We start from the raw sequence: 13,921 nt of genomic DNA, 5'->3' as shown, positions 1-13,921 counted from the left end.
CCTTTGAGATTGCTCACACTAATGTGACCGTCATGAAGAAATGGGAGTACCTCACAGCCCCCGTGCTGATCCACAACACGAAGATGATTCTCGACAACTTCGGATCGGACGGCTGGGAGCTGGTCCAGATCCTGCAGGGCGCCACGCCCGAGCAGCTGGTCGCCTACTTCAAGCGGGAGAAGCAGTGACGCCCGAGGAGCGCCTCGAGGCGCTCGGCCTGACGCTGCCCGAGGTCCCCAAGCCGGTGGCGGCCTACGTGCCGGCCGTACGCACGGGAGACCTCGTCTACACCTCCGGTCAGGTGCCGCTGGTCGACGGCAAGCCCGCCAGGACCGGCAAGCTGGGCGCGGAGCTGACCACCGAGGAAGGCGCCGAGATGGCCCGCATCTGCGGGCTCAACGTCCTGGCCGCGCTCAAGTCGGAGGTCGGCGATCTGGGGCGCGTCAAGCGCATCGTCAAGGTCGTGGTGTTCGTGGCCAGCGACCCGGCCTTCACCGAGCAGCCGAAGGTCGGCAATGGCGCGAGTGAGCTGTTCGCCGAGGTGTTCGGGGAGGCGGGCAAGCACGCGCGCAGCGCCGTCGGCGTGGCCGCGCTCCCGCTGGACGTGCCCGTCGAGGTGGAGGTGATCGCCGAAGTCGCCTGAGCGGGGATATGTCACCATGACCGAGTGATGTTCTAGAAGGAGGTCATGTGACCGGATTTCCGCTTCCAGTCGAGCTCGCCGCGCGGGCCAGGGACGTTCTCGCCGGACGGGTCGAGCCGGTGCCCACCCGGGACGCCGCGACGGTGGTGATCCTCCGGGAGGGGCCCGAGGTCTACCTGTTGCGACGGAAGTCCACCATGGCCTTCGCGGCGGGTGCGTACGTCTTCCCCGGCGGTTCGGTCGACGGCCGCGACACCGACCAGGCCGTGGCCTGGGCCGGGCCGTCGCCGGCGGAGTGGGGCGCGGTGTTCCACGCGAGCGAGCAGGTCGCCCGCGGCCTGGTGTGCGCGGCCGTGCGCGAGACGTTCGAGGAGTCCGGCGTGTTGCTGGCCGGTCCGGGACCCGGCTCCGTGGTGGCGGACACGACGGGGGACGACTGGGAGGCCGACCGGCTGGCGCTGATCGACCGGAGCCTGGCCTTCGCCGACTTCCTGGCCAGGCGTGGCCTGGTGCTCCGGTCGGACCTGCTCAAGCCGTGGGCGCACTGGATCACGCCGGAGATCGAGCAGCGGCGCTTCGACACCCGCTTCTTCGTCGCCGTGCTGCCCGAGGGCCAGCGCACCCGTGACGTCGGCGGCGAGGCCGACCAGGTCGCGTGGCGGCGTCCGGCCGAGGCGATCGAGCTGGCGCACCGGAGGGAGATCTTTCTGATGCCGCCGACGTATCACACGCTGACCGAGCTGTCGGCGTACGACAGCGTGGCCGAGGTCCTGGCCGCGCACCGGGAGATCGTGACCATCATGCCCAGGGCCGTGGAGATCGAGGGCGAGATGCGGCTGGTGATGACATGAGTGGTTTGCACATCCCGATCGACACGCCTGACGGCTCGCGTACGGAGCACGCCGAAAACCTGCTCGCCCCCAACCCGTCGATCATGACGCTCGACGGCACCAACACGTGGGTGATCGGCGCGGGCGAGGAGGTGATCGTCGTCGACCCGGGGCCGGACGATGACCGGCACCTGCGCCGCGTACACGACCACCTGGCCGGCCGCCGCGTCACCCAGATCCTGCTGACCCACGGACACATCGATCACAGCGGCGGCGCCAAGTCCTTCGCCGCGATGACGCACGCGCCCGTACGCGCCCTGGACCCGCGTCACCGGCTCGGCGACGAGGGGCTCGCCGACGGCGATGTGGTGACCGTGGCCGGCTTGGAGGTCCACGTGTACGGCACCCCGGGCCACTCGTTCGACTCGCTGTGCTTCTGGCTGCCCGCCGATGGGGCGATGCTGACCGGCGACACGGTGCTCGGCCGGGGCACCACGATCATCGCCCCGGACGGCGGCCTGGCCGACTATCTACGCAGCCTTGACCGGCTCAGGGCGGCGGCGGAGGGCCTGGAGGCGCGGGCGCTGCTGCCCGGGCACGGGCCCGTGCTGCCGGACCCGATCGGGGCGCTGGACGGCTATATCGCGCACAGGCGTCAGCGGCTCGACCAGATCAGGGCGGCGCAGGCACAGGGCGCGCGCACGCCGCGCGAGATCGTCCGCATCGTCTACGCCGACGTCGACAAGTCGCTGTGGGCGGCCGCCGAGATGTCGGTGAAAGCCCAGCTGGACTACCTGGAACGGTTGTAGAGCCGATCCATGTCGAGAATGACCACGGCCTTGGCCTCGATCCGCAGCCAGCCACGCCCGGCGAAGTCGGCCAGCGCCTTGTTGACCGTCTCGCGGGAGGCGCCGACAAGCTGGGCCAGCTCCTCCTGCGTGAGGTCGTGGTGCACCCGCAGGCCGTCCTCGGTCTTGGTGCCGAACCGCTCGGCCAGGTCGAGCAGCTGCTTGGCCACGCGTCCCGGCACGTCGGTGAAGACCAGGTCGGCCAGCACGTCGTTGGTACGGCGCAACCGCTGCGCGAGCGCGCGCAGCAGATGCAGCGCCACCTCGGGACGGCCGGTCAACCACGGGCGCAAGTCGTCATGGCCGAGGCCCGCCAGCCGCACCTCGGTCAGCGCCGTCGCCGTGGCCGTGCGCGGCCGCGGGTCGAACAGGGACAACTCGCCGAACATCTCGCTCGGCCCCAGCACGCTCAACAGGTTTTCCCTGCCGTCGGGCGAGGTGCGGGAAAGCTTGATCTTGCCTTCCAGCACGACGTAGAGCCGGTCACCGGTCTCGTTCTCGTGGAAGAGCGTCTGTCCCTTGGACAGCTGGACCTCGGTGATGCTCGTGCGCAGCGCCGCGGCGCTCTCGCGGTCCAGCGCGGCGAACAGGGGGGCCTTGCCCAGCACATCTTCGGTGTTCACTCTGCCTCCTCTGCTGCCATTGTGACTCACCCCACTCCGAGCAGCACACACAGGTTATGGGAATCCCGGAGTGTTCTGGTTCGTAACGATGAGCCTTATCCAGGGGAAAAGTACCGGAAGTCCTGGATCAAGAGGCGAGCAGGTCGTCGACAGAGGCCACGGCCGTCGCCACGGTATGGCCGAGGAGGACGCGCAGCAGGTCCACGGCCCTCGGGCGAGCCGCTGCGTCCGATTGGCGGCATTGCTCCACCGCGATGCGCAGCGCGGGAGGCAGGACCGCGCGATCGCCGTCCTGGACACCGGTCGCCGCGAACACCACGAGATCGGCCCAGGCTTGTATGTCCTCGGCCGTCGAGCCTCCAGCCTTGGGATGCCAGCCGATGAGCACCTGGCCCCGCGTGCCGAGCGCCACGCTCTCCGGGCTGAGCCGCAGCCCGGACATGCCGCTCGCGTGCAGCCTGGCCAGGGTGGCTGCGCAGGCGATGGCGAGGCGCTGCAGCGCCTGCCCACGCAACGGCCCCGAGTGCCGGACGAAGTCCGCAAGCGCCGCGCCCTGACCGCTCATGGCCACCGCCTCCCGTGTCGCCAGGTTGTACGCGGTCGAGGCGGTCCAGGGTTCAATCCTTTGTGGCTACCCTTGCGGCATGGCGACGAACGCGGCGGGGCGCAAGCCGGAGACCCAGCTGGCACTGGTGCGGCGGGCGCGCAAGATGAACCGCATCCTCGCGGAGACCTACCCGGACGCCCACTGCGAGCTCGACTTCCGCAACCCGCTCGAGCTGCTGGTCGCGACCATCCTCTCCGCGCAGTGCACGGACAAGCGGGTCAACATGGTGACCCCCATTCTCTTCGCGAAGTATTCGACGGCCGAGGACTACGCCGCCGCGGACCGGACCGACGTGGAGGAGATCATCCGCTCGACCGGGTTCTTCCGCGCGAAGACCAACAGCATCATCGGCATGGCGCAGGCGATCTGCGAGCGGCACGGCGGCGAGGTGCCGGGCAAGCTGAAGGACCTGGTCAAGCTGCCCGGAGTGGGCCGCAAGACGGCCAACGTGGTGCTGGGCAACGCGTTCGGGGTGCCGGGACTCACCGTCGACACCCATTTCCAGCGCTTGGTGCGCCGCTTCGGCTGGACGGAGGAGACCGACCCGGTCAAGATCGAGCACGTCGTGGCCGAGCTGCTGCCCAGGCGCGAGTGGACGATCTTCTCGCACCGGGTGATCTGGCACGGCCGCCGCATCTGCCACGCCCGGCGCCCGGCCTGCGGCGTCTGCCCGCTGACCGCGCTCTGCCCCGCGTACGGCACCGGCCCCACCTCGGCCGCCGAGGCCCAGAAGCTCGTCAGACCCGGCCCCTTCTCCTGACCGGCGGGGAAGTCACCGGAGTCCCGGCGTGTTGGAGGATGCGTGACCCAAGTCCCCGACTGGCTCGACAGGCTGGCGGCGCAAGCGCAGCAGACCCGAGTCCCCCGATACCTGCGGCCACCCGACGGGCGCGGGCGGGCCGCGGCGGTGCTGATGTTGTTCGGTGAAGGGCCGCTCGGCCCCGACGTGCTCCTCATTCAGCGCAGCACGCGCGGCCGCAGGCACGCGGGCCAGCCCGCCTTTCCAGGCGGCGGCGTGGACCCCGAGGACGGCGGCCCGATCGAAGCGGCGCTACGCGAGGCTGAGGAGGAGACCGGGCTCGACCGGAGCGGGGTCGAGGTGCTGTGCGCGTTGTCGGAGCTCTATCTCACCTACAGCGACAACCGGGTCACGCCGGTGATCGGGTGGTGGCGCGAGCCGTCGGCGGTGCACGCGGCCTCGCCCGACGAGGTCGAGTCCGTGGAGCGGGTACCGATCGCGGAGCTGGTCGACCCGGACAACCGGATCATGTTGCGACACCCCAGCGGCATGGCGGGGCCGGCGTTTCGCGTGCGGGGCATGCTGGTGTGGGGGTTCACGGCGATGGTCCTGGACTCGGTGCTGCGCGAGGCGGGGCTCGAACGGCCGTGGGACTCCTCGCGGATCGAGGAGCTGCCTCCTGAGGTGGTCCGCCTAGCGCGCTGAGCGGAGCGCCACGCCCAGTGAGGCCCAGCCGGCCACGTCGGCATCGCTGTCGCCGGCCAGCATGCGCAGCGCGTCCAGGCCCGCCGGGTCCGGCGGGTCGCCGAGCACGTGGTGCAGCGCGTACGCGGCGCCGTACCTGACCCTCGCGTCGTCGTGGCCGGCCAGGTCGATCACGGACGGCAGCGAGCGCGGGTCGCCCAGGTGGCCGAACGCGATCAGCACCGAGTAGAGGACCATGGCGTCGTCCTCGCTGGCGGCCAGGAAGCGCAGCACCGGCAGCGTACGGTCCGCGAACGGCCGCAACATCCCCATGATGTCCACCCCGAGCAGCCGCTCGGGCACGGTCTCCGCGGCGCACAACCGTCGCGCCTCGATGAACGACTCCAGGTCGCCGCGCTGACGCAGCACGGAGATGACGTGCCAGCGCAGCGGGCCGTCGGGATCGCTGTCCCGTAGAGCTGCGTCGATCAGATCGCGCACTGTTCCCTCGGCCGGCGGCATACCGCTCAAGGTAGCCAGGGGTGACGCCGTCCTGGCCGAAGACTTGCACGCTTGACCGTATCGCTGGCTACCTTTGAAGCGTGCGCGGTGATCTGCTTGACCTCATCTTGATCGGCCTCATGGTCGCCTTCGGCATCTCGGGATACCGCCAGGGCTTCATCATCGGGGTCATGAGCTTCGTGGGGTTCGCAGGCGGAGCCGTGCTGGGCGTGTTCATCGCGCCGCCCATCGCCAAGGCCGTCGTGGACGGCGACACGCCGCAGGCGTTGCTGGCCATCGTGATCGTGTTCCTGTCCGCCACCATCGGCCAGTTCGCCTCCTCGACCATCGGCGCCGTCGTGCGCAGCCACGTCACGTGGGAGCCCGCGAAGATGGCCGACGCGGTCGGCGGCACCTTCGCCAGCGCGCTGTCCGTGCTGGTCTTCGCCTGGCTGATCGGCTCGCTGATCATCTCCACGGCCTTCACCCCGCTCGTCGACCAGGTCAAGAACTCCGCGCTGCTCACCACGGTCGACGACGCGATCCCGCAGGCGGCACGCAACTGGCAGCAGCCGTTCAAGAAGTTCATCGACCGCTCGGAGTTCCCGCCCGTCTTCGACGCCATCGGCGCCGGCCAGCTCATCGACGTGCCGCCGCCCGACCAGAGCGTGTTTCAGGGCGACCGGCTCAACCGGGCCCGGCGCGCGATCGTCAAGGTGCAGGGCAACGCGGAGAGCTGCAACAAGCACATCGAGGGCACCGGCTTCATCTACGCCCCTGGCCGGATCATGACCAACGCGCACGTGGTCGCGGGCGTGACCAGGGACCTGCAGGTCATCGACCACAACAACGTCAGGCACGCGGCCACGGTCGTGCGCTACAACCCGCGCCGCGACATCGCCGTGCTCCACGTCCCCGGGCTCGACCTGCCGCAGCTCGCCTTCGACGGCGAGGGCGGCCGGGGCGACGGCGCGATCATCGCCGGGTTCCCGAAGGGCAAGGGCTTCACGGCGGTGGCGGCCAGGATCGGCGGCCGGCTCGACGCCGAGGGCCCCGACATCTATCGGGAGAACACCGTCACCCGCAAGGTCTACGTGGTTCGCGGTGAGGTGCTGCCCGGAAACTCGGGTGGCCCCCTGCTTACGCCGGACGGCCGCGTCTACGGCGTGATCTTCGCCGCGGCGGTCAACGAGAAGGAGACCGGCTACGTGCTGACGGCCGAGGAGGTCGCCCCCGACGCCTCCGCCGGTCGCAACGACACCACGCCGGCCAGCACGCAGGAGTGCGACTAGCCGCCGGAGCCCCCGCGCGTGAGGGTCTGTCCTCGCACGTTCTGATGTGATAGCTTCTCACAATGTGAAAGCTAATCACATGCAGATGCGCAGACTCGGCAGGACGGACATCGAGATCACCCCCATCGGCCTGGGCTGCATGCAGTTCTCCGGCACGCGGAACGTCACCCGCTGGATCGTCAGGCCGATCGACCAGGCGACCGCCACGTCGGTGGTGCGGGCCGCACTCGACGGCGGCGTCAACTGGTTCGACACGGCGGAGATGTACGGCGCGGGTCACTCCGAGGAGATGCTGGCCGCCGCGCTCAAGGAGTGCGGCATCGCTCCTGGCGAGGTCGCCGTCGCGACCAAATGGGCGCCGCTCGGGCGCACCGCGACCAGCATCCTCCGCACCATCGGCGACCGGCTGACGCATCTCGGCGGCTTCCCGATCGACCTGCACCAGATCCACATGCCGACAGGCAGCCTCTCGAGCATTCCCGCCCAGCTCAAGGCCATGGCCAAGCTGCTCAACGCGGGGAAGATCCGCTCGGTCGGGGTGAGCAACTTCTCCGCCCGCCAACTCGCGCTCGCCCACCGGGTGCTGGCCGGCGAAGGCGTCACGCTGGCCGCGAACCAGGTCAGGATCAACCTGCTGCACAGGAACATCGAGCGTGACGGCGTCCTGGACACCGCCCGCAGGCTGGGTGTCACGCTGATCGCGTACTCGCCGCTGGAGGGCGGGATCCTCACCGGCCGCTATCACGAGGATCCGGCGCTGGCCAGGTCGGCGCCGGTGATGCGCAGGTTCTTCGGGCGCCGCGAGCTGAGCGCCAAGGGGATCGCGCGGACGCGGCCGCTCATCGACGCCATGCGCGAGATCGGGACGTCCTACGGCGTGTCCATCGCGCAGGTGGCGCTGAACTGGGTGATCACCCGGTACGGCGACGCGGTGGTGGCCATACCCGGCGCCTCCAAGCCGCGGCAGGCGAGTGAGGCGGCGGGCGCGATGGCGTTCACGCTCAGCGAGGCGGAAGTCCGCCGGCTGGATGAGCTGTCGCTAACCTGAACCTGTGCCCCGAACGACCAAGCGCGACCGCTACCACCACGGCGACCTGCGGGCCGCGCTGATCGACACCGCGACGGAGCTGATCGCCGAGCACGGGGTCCAAGGGTTCTCCCTCGCCGAGGCCAGCAGACGGCTCGGCGTCGCGGTCAGCGCCCCCTACCGCCACTTCGCCGACCGGGATGAGCTGCTGCTCGCGGTCGGGGTGCGGGCGGGCGAGCTGCTGGTCGCGGCCGTCCGCGCCGAAGAGCGCGGCAGCGCGCCCGAGGACCGGCTCGTTGCGGTGGCCAGGGGGTACGTCAGGTTCGCCGCCAAACACCGCGCGTTGTTCGAGTCGCTGTTCGGCGCGGCGCTCTCCCCGATCGGCGAGCCGGAGCTGGAGCGGGCATCCCAGCCGGTCAAGGAGGCCTTCCACACGGCGGCGATGACGCTGGCGGACGGGGACCCGGCGGCGGCCGAGGCGCTCGGGGTGGCCGTGGCGGCCACCGCGCACGGGCACGCGGGGCTGCTGCACCTGGGGATGTTCGGCCAGGGCGACGAGGCCGTGGACACGGCTGTGCGACGCGCGGCCGCCGCCACCGTCGCGCTCATCGAGGGGCGCGCGGCGCTGCGTTAGCCGGGGAGTTTCTCCAGGATCAAGGCGATCGCTTCGGCAGGGTCGCTGTCATGGCTCAGGTGGGAGGCGGCCTTGCCGACCGCGTCGTACACGCCCCCGTACGCCTGCGCCTTGGCCGCGCCCCGGCTGAAGAGCGTCACCGCGCCGGGCCCGTTGCCGCGCTGCAGGTGCGTCAGCCCGACGCAGATCTGCGCCAGGCCCTGCCACAGATCACGCTCGTCGTCGGGGGCGCATTTCCAGCGGCCCTCGAACACCTCGTGCGCGTTGAACGGCATTCCCTCGCTCAGGAACCTGCGGCCGTCGGCCAGGGCCTGCTCGGTCGTGGGCGCGTAGTCGTCGGGAACCCTGGGCACGCCGGGCGAGCCGTAGGGGAGCGGCCTGCCGAACGCGTCGCGCGGCCTGCCCTGGCGCGGCCGGCCCTCGGGGTCGCGGTCTCTCATCGGTCGGGCTCCGGGTCGGCCAGCCAGCCGAGCAGCTCGGTGTCGAACACGTCAGGGATCTCCTCATGGGGGAAGTGGCCCGCTCCTTCGAGCAGCCGCCACCGGTACGGGGCCGCCACGTAGCGGCTCGAGCCCTGGGCCGTACGCGGCAGGACCCGCGGGTCGAGCGCGCCGTGCAGATGCAACGTGGGGGCCTCGACCTCGGTGCGCATGACGCGGGCGTAGCGGCGGCCGTCAGGACGCAGCTGGGAGCGGCCGAACCAGCGGTGGTATTCCAGCGCGCAGTGCGCCACGGCCGGGATCCTGAACGCCTCGCGGTAGGTGCGCGCGTCCTCGGGCTCCGGCCAGCCGGGCCGCGACCACTCGTCGAGGAACCGGCCGACCAGCGCCCCTTCGCGGCGCCTCAGCCGGTGCTCGGGCAGCAGCGGCAGCTGGAAGCCCAGCGCCTGGGCGCTGGCCTTGAGCTGGCCGAACGGGTCGGTGAGCAGCGCGCTGCGCAGCCGCAGCGGATGCGGCGCGGACACGATGACCAGCCGCCGCACGCTCTTGGGCTCGCGTACGGCCATCGTCCAGGCCAGCAGCCCGCCCCAGTCGTGCCCGACCACGATCGCTCCGGTCTCGCCCAGCGCGCGGATCAGGCCGGCCGCGTCGGCGGCCAGCGTGGGCAGGTCGTAGCCGCGCGGCGGCTTGTCGCTGCCGCCGTAACCGCGCAGGTCGGCCGCGACCGCCCGGTATCCGGCCCGCGCCAGCGAGGCCAGCTGGTGTCGCCAGGTCCACCAGAACTGCGGGAACCCGTGCAGCAGCAGCACCAGCGGTCCCTCGCCGGCCTCGACGACGTGGAAACGCGTGCCGCCGGCGTGGACCGCGCGGTGCGTCCACGGCCCCTCGATCTGGACGACCGACTCGTCAGGCGCCATCGCGGGTCACCGGCTCGCGATCGGGACGTGGGGCGGGCAGATGTTCGTCGGGACTCGCGATCTCCTTCAGCCCCTTGATCGACCTGGCGGTGCGCTTCATCCCGGCCAGACCCTTGAGCCGCCGCACGCCGATGAACACCAGCAGACCCGCGACCACCAGGTAGAACACGGTCACGATGAGGAAGGCGAGCCAGTTGGGCATCCACTGGGCCAGCGCGTAGGCGATGGCGAACGAGGCCAGGATCAGGCACAGATGCGCCATGAACGCGGCCGCGGCGAACAGGCCCCCGGCCGTGCCGACCCGCTTGGCGTCGAACCTGAACTCGGCCTTGGCCAGCTCGATCTCCGAGCGGACCAGGTCCGAGATGTGACTGCTCGCCTGGGCGACCAGGGAGCCCAGGGATTCTTCCTCGGGAGTCTGCGGCATGAACGTCTCCTATCGAGGCCTGGTGGCCGTGTCAATCATCATCCAGCGCATTGCGACGCTCGCGTAGCCGAACGTGCTGCTTATCGCCGCGATGTCCCGGCAGTGGAGCCCCTTCGACTCCCAGATCTACCCGATCGGAGAAGATAACGCCCAGGCAGAAGGCGATCGGTTCCGCCCCCGCCGTTCAGCGGGCGGAAGGGGACGCCCACGAGAAGGCGCATGTCCCGATTTTTCGGGACATGCGCCTTCTCGTGGAGGTGGTGTCAGTCTTCGGACTTCGCCGAAGGGAGCTTCTCCGAGATCAGGTTCATCACCGTGCTGTCGGCCAGGGTGGTGACGTCACCGACGCTGCGGTTCTCCGCCACGTCACGCAGGAGGCGGCGCATGATCTTGCCGGAGCGGGTCTTGGGCAGCTCGGGCACCACCAGGATCTGGCGCGGCTTGGCGATCGGGCCGAGCGTCTTGGCCACGTGGTTGCGCAGGTCGGCGGCGATGTCGTCGCTCTCCTCAGCGCTTCCGCGCAGGATCACGAACGACACGATGGCCTGCCCGGTCACCGGGTCGGTCGCTCCCACCACGGCCGCCTCGGCCACCTTCGGGTGGCTGACCAGCGCGCTCTCCACCTCGGTGGTGGAGATGTTGTGGCCGGAGACCAGCATGACGTCGTCCACGCGGCCGAGCAGCCACAGGTCGCCGTCCTCGTCCTTCTTGGCGCCGTCGCCGGGGAAGTACATCCCCTCGAACCTGCTCCAGTAGGTCTCGATGTAACGCTGGTCGTCGCCCCAGATCGTGCGGAGCATCGACGGCCACGGCTCCCTGACCACGAGGAAGCCGCCCCCGCCGTCGGGAACGCTGTTGCCCTGGTCGTCGACCACGTCCGCGGTGATGCCGGGGAGCGGGCGCATCGCGGCGCCAGGCTTGCCGGCGGTCACGCCGGGCAGCGGGCTGATCATGATGGCGCCGGTCTCCGTCTGCCACCAGGTGTCCACGACCGGGCAGCGGCTGCCGCCGATGTGCTCGCGGTACCAGACGTACGCCTCGGGGTTGATCGGCTCGCCGACGGAGCCCAGGATGCGCAGGCTGGACATGTCGTACTTGGCGGGGATGTCGTCACCCCACTTCATGAACGTCCGGATCGCCGTGGGCGCGGTGTACAGGATCGTGATCTTGTACTTCTGGACGATCTCCCAGAACCGGCCGCGGTGCGGGGTGTCCGGGGTGCCCTCGTAGATGACGCTGGTGGCGCCGTTGGCGAGGGGGCCGTACACGATGTAGGAGTGGCCGGTCACCCATCCGATGTCCGCCGTGCACCAGTAGATGTCGGTCTCCGGCTTGAGGTCGAAGACCGCGTGGTGCGTCCAGGCCGTCTGGGTCAGGTAGCCGCCGGTGGTGTGCAGGATGCCCTTGGGCTTACCGGTGGTGCCGCTGGTGTAGAGGATGTACAGCGGGTCCTCGGCGTCGTGGGGCTCGGGGGTGTGCTGGTCGCTCTGGCGCTCCACCAGGTCGTGCCACCACACGTCCTTGCCGTTCGTGGGGACGTCCTGGCCGGTGCGTCGTACGACGAGGACGTGCTCCACCTGTGGGCACTCTGCGACGGCCTCGTCCACCGTCGGCTTGAGCGCGCTCGGATTGCCCCTGCGGTAGCCGCCGTCGGCCGTGATCACCAGCTTGGCGTCGGCGTCGTCGATGCGGCTCTTCAGCGCGCTCGCCGAGAACCCGCCGAAGACCACCGAGTGGACCGCGCCGATGCGGGCGCAGGCCAGCATCGCGATCGGCAGCTCCGGGATCATCGGCATGTAGATCGCGACGCGGTCGCCCTTGCCGACGCCCAGCTCTTGAAGGGCGTTGGCGGCCTTGCTGACCTCGGTCTTCAGGTCGTTGTAGGTGAGGGTGCGGGTGTCGCCGTCAGGCTCGCCCTCCCAGAAATAGGCGACCTTGTCGCCGCGGCCCTCCTCGACGTGGCGGTCGACGCAGTTGTAGGCGACGTTGAGCTCGCCGCCGATGAACCACTTGGCGAAGGGGGCGTTCCATTCAAGGGTCCTGTCCCACCGTTTGGCCCAGCTCAGCCGCTCGGCCGCACGCTCCCAGAAGGCGAGACGGTCCGCGGAGGCCTCGTCATAAGCGGTTGCGGTCACGTTCGCGGCCGCCGCCAGGTCAGCCGGAGGTGCGAACCGGCGGTTCTCCTGCAGCAGGTTGGACAGCGCCTGAGGTTCGGTGCCAGGGGTCTCCGGGGCCACCTCGTGCTCCTTCTATGGCCAGGTTGGATAGGTCGTGTCCCACTTCACCAGGTCACAGTGTCCATACACAAGAGGTCTAGACAGGTCTGTACCGTGGGTCCGGGGATGGGGGCGACGCTTATCAGGTCTCATAACAAATGCTATTGAAATGTTGTCATCTTGAAATCAGGAGAATATCGGGCGGGGTTGGCTCGGGTTTATAGGTCCCTTGGGGCGGCTGTTGTTTGCATCGGCCGGTCCGGTCGTCCTTTCCCATGACTTTCCGCCCGGTCCCTACCAGTTGTGCGGTACGGCTTGTGACGATGCGACTTGTGTGGTGGGGCTTGTGTGATGCGACTTGTGCTCGTGCGGTGGGGCTTGTGCGGTACGGCGGTGGCGCGCCCGGGGGTTGCGGCCCGTCCTCGAGCGGCTTTGAGCGGGCCTTGGAGGAGCAGACCGTACTCACGGGTAAGGTCGGTTTCCGTGAGTGACCCATTGGCCGTCATCGCGCGGTTCCCCGGCGTGCCGGAGGCGGTGGACGAGGCTCGCGAGGCCGTCGACAGGCTCTACCGCCACCGCGTGCTGCGCCGGGCGAGCCCCGCCGTGTCCGCGGAGTCGTCCTTGCGCGGAGCGCGTGCGTCGGCCGCCGTCGAAGGCGTCGACGTGCCGCTCGACGCCCTGCGCAGGGACGAGATCCACGACCCGCTCGTCCAGGGGGCGCTACGGGCGTCGGCCGAGATGGGCCGCCTGGGCCCGACCTGGCGCAAGGCGCCGCGCCAAGTGCTGGCCCGCCTGCACACGGTGGCGGCGGCCGGCCTCGTGCCGCAGGCCGCGCTGGGCCGTCCCCGTACGGAGGACGAGGCCCCTGACCCGCTGGAGCTGGGCCCGGCGCCGGAGGCCAAGGAGGCCGCGGCCCGCATGGACGGCCTGATGGACCTGCTGGAACGTCCTACGAAGGCGCCCGCGATCGTGCTGGCCGCCGTGGTGCACGCCGAACTGGCCGTGATGCGGCCGTTCGGCTCGGCGGACGGGGTGATCGCGCGTTCGGCCGAGCGGCTGACCCTGGTCGAGTACGGGCTGGACCCGAAGTCCCTGGTGGCCGTGGAGGTGGGGCATCTGGAGCTGCCGTATGCGGCCGGGCTGCGAGCGTACCTGAGCGGCACGCCGGAGGGCGTCGGCCAGTGGATACAGCAGTGTGCCTCCGCGGTAAGCCTCGGGGTGCGCGAGACGACCGCCATCTGCGAAGCCATGCAAAGAGGCTGAGCCGGAGAGGCTGACATAGCTGACGGCGTCTCAGTCAAGAGACGCCGTCTGCCGGTGCATCACGCCGGGTTACCAAGCGTGCACCTGTATTCGTCGGAGCGGGTCAAGCCCGTCACGACGCGCCTCCCGCGGCTGGTCGCGCGTGGGTGCCCGGTGGATGCACCCGGACAAGTGGTCCGTAAATCCTTTCTACGACGGATTCGCCCTGATGGGAACCCCTCGGACCAAGA

Annotated in this window: 17 protein-coding genes; 10 read left to right on the top strand and 7 right to left on the bottom strand. The window is 70.1% G+C overall.

Annotated elements, in window-relative coordinates:
* Positions 1 to 32: 32 nt before the first annotated feature.
* From OHA25_RS04785 to OHA25_RS04770, 4 genes are read left to right on the top strand one after another with little or no spacing between them, the layout of a single operon-like run.
* Entirely contained in the window at positions 33 to 188 is a 156-nt protein-coding gene (locus OHA25_RS04785; protein WP_090945153.1) for a hypothetical protein, read from the top strand.
* Positions 185 to 643, top strand: coding sequence for a RidA family protein (locus OHA25_RS04780; protein WP_327586391.1), 459 nt, complete (start codon positions 185 to 187; stop codon positions 641 to 643). The genes OHA25_RS04785 and OHA25_RS04780 overlap by 4 nt, the downstream gene beginning before the upstream one ends.
* Before the next feature lie 47 nt (positions 644 to 690).
* Positions 691 to 1,494, top strand: coding sequence for an NUDIX hydrolase (locus tag OHA25_RS04775; protein ID WP_327586390.1), 804 nt, complete (start codon positions 691 to 693; stop codon positions 1,492 to 1,494).
* Positions 1,491 to 2,282 carry an MBL fold metallo-hydrolase gene (locus tag OHA25_RS04770; protein ID WP_327586389.1) on the top strand — a complete coding sequence of 264 codons (792 nt, stop codon included), beginning with the start codon at positions 1,491 to 1,493 and terminating at the stop codon, positions 2,280 to 2,282. Before OHA25_RS04775 ends, OHA25_RS04770 begins: the two co-directional genes overlap by 4 nt.
* Here OHA25_RS04770 and OHA25_RS04765 read toward each other — a convergent pair.
* Together OHA25_RS04765 and OHA25_RS04760 are read right to left on the bottom strand one after the other, a co-directional pair.
* Positions 2,264 to 2,944, bottom strand: a complete 681-nt coding sequence (locus tag OHA25_RS04765; protein ID WP_371825713.1) for a Crp/Fnr family transcriptional regulator — start codon at positions 2,942 to 2,944, stop codon at positions 2,264 to 2,266. The genes OHA25_RS04770 and OHA25_RS04765 overlap by 19 nt on opposite strands.
* Before the next feature lie 127 nt (positions 2,945 to 3,071).
* Entirely contained in the window at positions 3,072 to 3,509 is a 438-nt protein-coding gene (locus OHA25_RS04760) for a hypothetical protein (RefSeq protein WP_327586388.1), read from the bottom strand.
* 79 nt (positions 3,510 to 3,588) lie between these two features.
* Here OHA25_RS04760 and nth point away from each other — a divergent pair, with 79 nt between their 5' ends.
* A complete protein-coding gene (nth, locus tag OHA25_RS04755) occupies positions 3,589 to 4,311 on the top strand; it encodes an endonuclease III (RefSeq protein ID WP_327586387.1) in 723 nt (240 codons plus the stop codon).
* Positions 4,312 to 4,353: 42 nt separating this feature from the next.
* Positions 4,354 to 4,995, top strand: a complete 642-nt coding sequence (locus OHA25_RS04750) for an NUDIX hydrolase (protein WP_327586386.1) — start codon at positions 4,354 to 4,356, stop codon at positions 4,993 to 4,995.
* Here the strand turns inward: OHA25_RS04750 and OHA25_RS04745 are convergent.
* Positions 4,984 to 5,496 carry a HEAT repeat domain-containing protein gene (locus OHA25_RS04745; RefSeq protein WP_327586385.1) on the bottom strand — a complete coding sequence of 171 codons (513 nt, stop codon included), beginning with the start codon at positions 5,494 to 5,496 and terminating at the stop codon, positions 4,984 to 4,986. The two genes, OHA25_RS04750 and OHA25_RS04745, sit on opposite strands and share 12 nt — an antisense overlap.
* Positions 5,497 to 5,576: 80 nt before the next feature.
* Here OHA25_RS04745 and OHA25_RS04740 point away from each other — a divergent pair, with 80 nt between their 5' ends.
* The 3 genes from OHA25_RS04740 (at position 5,577) to OHA25_RS04730 (ending at position 8,428) form a co-directional block, all read left to right on the top strand.
* The gene (locus OHA25_RS04740; RefSeq protein ID WP_327586384.1) at positions 5,577 to 6,767 is read left to right on the top strand and encodes a MarP family serine protease; all 1,191 of its coding nucleotides are present in this window, start codon (positions 5,577 to 5,579) and stop codon (positions 6,765 to 6,767) included.
* Positions 6,768 to 6,846: 79 nt separating this feature from the next.
* On the top strand, positions 6,847 to 7,815 hold the full coding sequence (locus tag OHA25_RS04735) for an aldo/keto reductase (protein WP_327586383.1): 969 nt from the start codon (positions 6,847 to 6,849) through the stop codon (positions 7,813 to 7,815).
* 4 nt (positions 7,816 to 7,819) lie between these two features.
* Positions 7,820 to 8,428 (top strand): TetR/AcrR family transcriptional regulator, encoded by a 609-nt coding sequence (locus tag OHA25_RS04730; protein ID WP_327586382.1) that lies wholly within the window; start codon positions 7,820 to 7,822, stop codon positions 8,426 to 8,428.
* Here OHA25_RS04730 and OHA25_RS04725 read toward each other — a convergent pair.
* The 4 genes from OHA25_RS04725 to acs form a co-directional block, all read right to left on the bottom strand.
* A complete protein-coding gene (locus OHA25_RS04725) occupies positions 8,425 to 8,868 on the bottom strand; it encodes a DUF309 domain-containing protein (RefSeq protein WP_327586381.1) in 444 nt (147 codons plus the stop codon). The two genes, OHA25_RS04730 and OHA25_RS04725, sit on opposite strands and share 4 nt — an antisense overlap.
* Positions 8,865 to 9,785: an alpha/beta fold hydrolase gene (locus OHA25_RS04720; protein WP_327586380.1), complete on the bottom strand. Its 921-nt coding sequence runs from the start codon at positions 9,783 to 9,785 to the stop codon at positions 8,865 to 8,867. The genes OHA25_RS04725 and OHA25_RS04720 overlap by 4 nt, the downstream gene beginning before the upstream one ends.
* On the bottom strand, positions 9,775 to 10,212 hold the full coding sequence (locus OHA25_RS04715) for a phage holin family protein (protein WP_327586379.1): 438 nt from the start codon (positions 10,210 to 10,212) through the stop codon (positions 9,775 to 9,777). Before OHA25_RS04715 ends, OHA25_RS04720 begins: the two co-directional genes overlap by 11 nt.
* A 263-nt stretch (positions 10,213 to 10,475) precedes the next feature.
* Positions 10,476 to 12,449 carry an acetate--CoA ligase gene (gene acs, locus OHA25_RS04710; RefSeq protein ID WP_327586378.1) on the bottom strand — a complete coding sequence of 658 codons (1,974 nt, stop codon included), beginning with the start codon at positions 12,447 to 12,449 and terminating at the stop codon, positions 10,476 to 10,478.
* A gap of 462 nt (positions 12,450 to 12,911) precedes the next feature.
* Here acs and OHA25_RS04705 point away from each other — a divergent pair, with 462 nt between their 5' ends.
* Positions 12,912 to 13,691, top strand: a complete 780-nt coding sequence (locus OHA25_RS04705; protein ID WP_327586377.1) for an oxidoreductase — start codon at positions 12,912 to 12,914, stop codon at positions 13,689 to 13,691.
* The last annotated feature ends 230 nt before the right edge of the window (positions 13,692 to 13,921 follow it).

The organism is Nonomuraea sp. NBC_00507, assembly GCF_036013525.1.
Classification (GTDB): domain Bacteria; phylum Actinomycetota; class Actinomycetes; order Streptosporangiales; family Streptosporangiaceae; genus Nonomuraea.
This window is presented reverse-complemented; position numbering and strand designations above follow the sequence as displayed.

Excerpts from the sequence above, each read along its gene's own strand:
- OHA25_RS04785 (WP_090945153.1), top strand. The coding sequence starts at position 33 with ATGAAGAAATGGGAGTACCTCACAGCCCCCGTGCTGATCCACAACACG.
- OHA25_RS04770 (WP_327586389.1), top strand. The coding sequence starts at position 1,491 with ATGAGTGGTTTGCACATCCCGATCGACACGCCTGACGGCTCGCGTACG.
- OHA25_RS04760 (WP_327586388.1), bottom strand. The coding sequence starts at position 3,509 with ATGAGCGGTCAGGGCGCGGCGCTTGCGGACTTCGTCCGGCACTCGGGG.
- nth (WP_327586387.1), top strand. The coding sequence starts at position 3,589 with ATGGCGACGAACGCGGCGGGGCGCAAGCCGGAGACCCAGCTGGCACTG.
- OHA25_RS04745 (WP_327586385.1), bottom strand. The coding sequence starts at position 5,496 with ATGCCGCCGGCCGAGGGAACAGTGCGCGATCTGATCGACGCAGCTCTA.
- OHA25_RS04735 (WP_327586383.1), top strand. The coding sequence starts at position 6,847 with ATGCAGATGCGCAGACTCGGCAGGACGGACATCGAGATCACCCCCATC.
- OHA25_RS04725 (WP_327586381.1), bottom strand. The coding sequence starts at position 8,868 with ATGAGAGACCGCGACCCCGAGGGCCGGCCGCGCCAGGGCAGGCCGCGC.
- OHA25_RS04720 (WP_327586380.1), bottom strand. The coding sequence starts at position 9,785 with ATGGCGCCTGACGAGTCGGTCGTCCAGATCGAGGGGCCGTGGACGCAC.
- OHA25_RS04715 (WP_327586379.1), bottom strand. The coding sequence starts at position 10,212 with ATGCCGCAGACTCCCGAGGAAGAATCCCTGGGCTCCCTGGTCGCCCAG.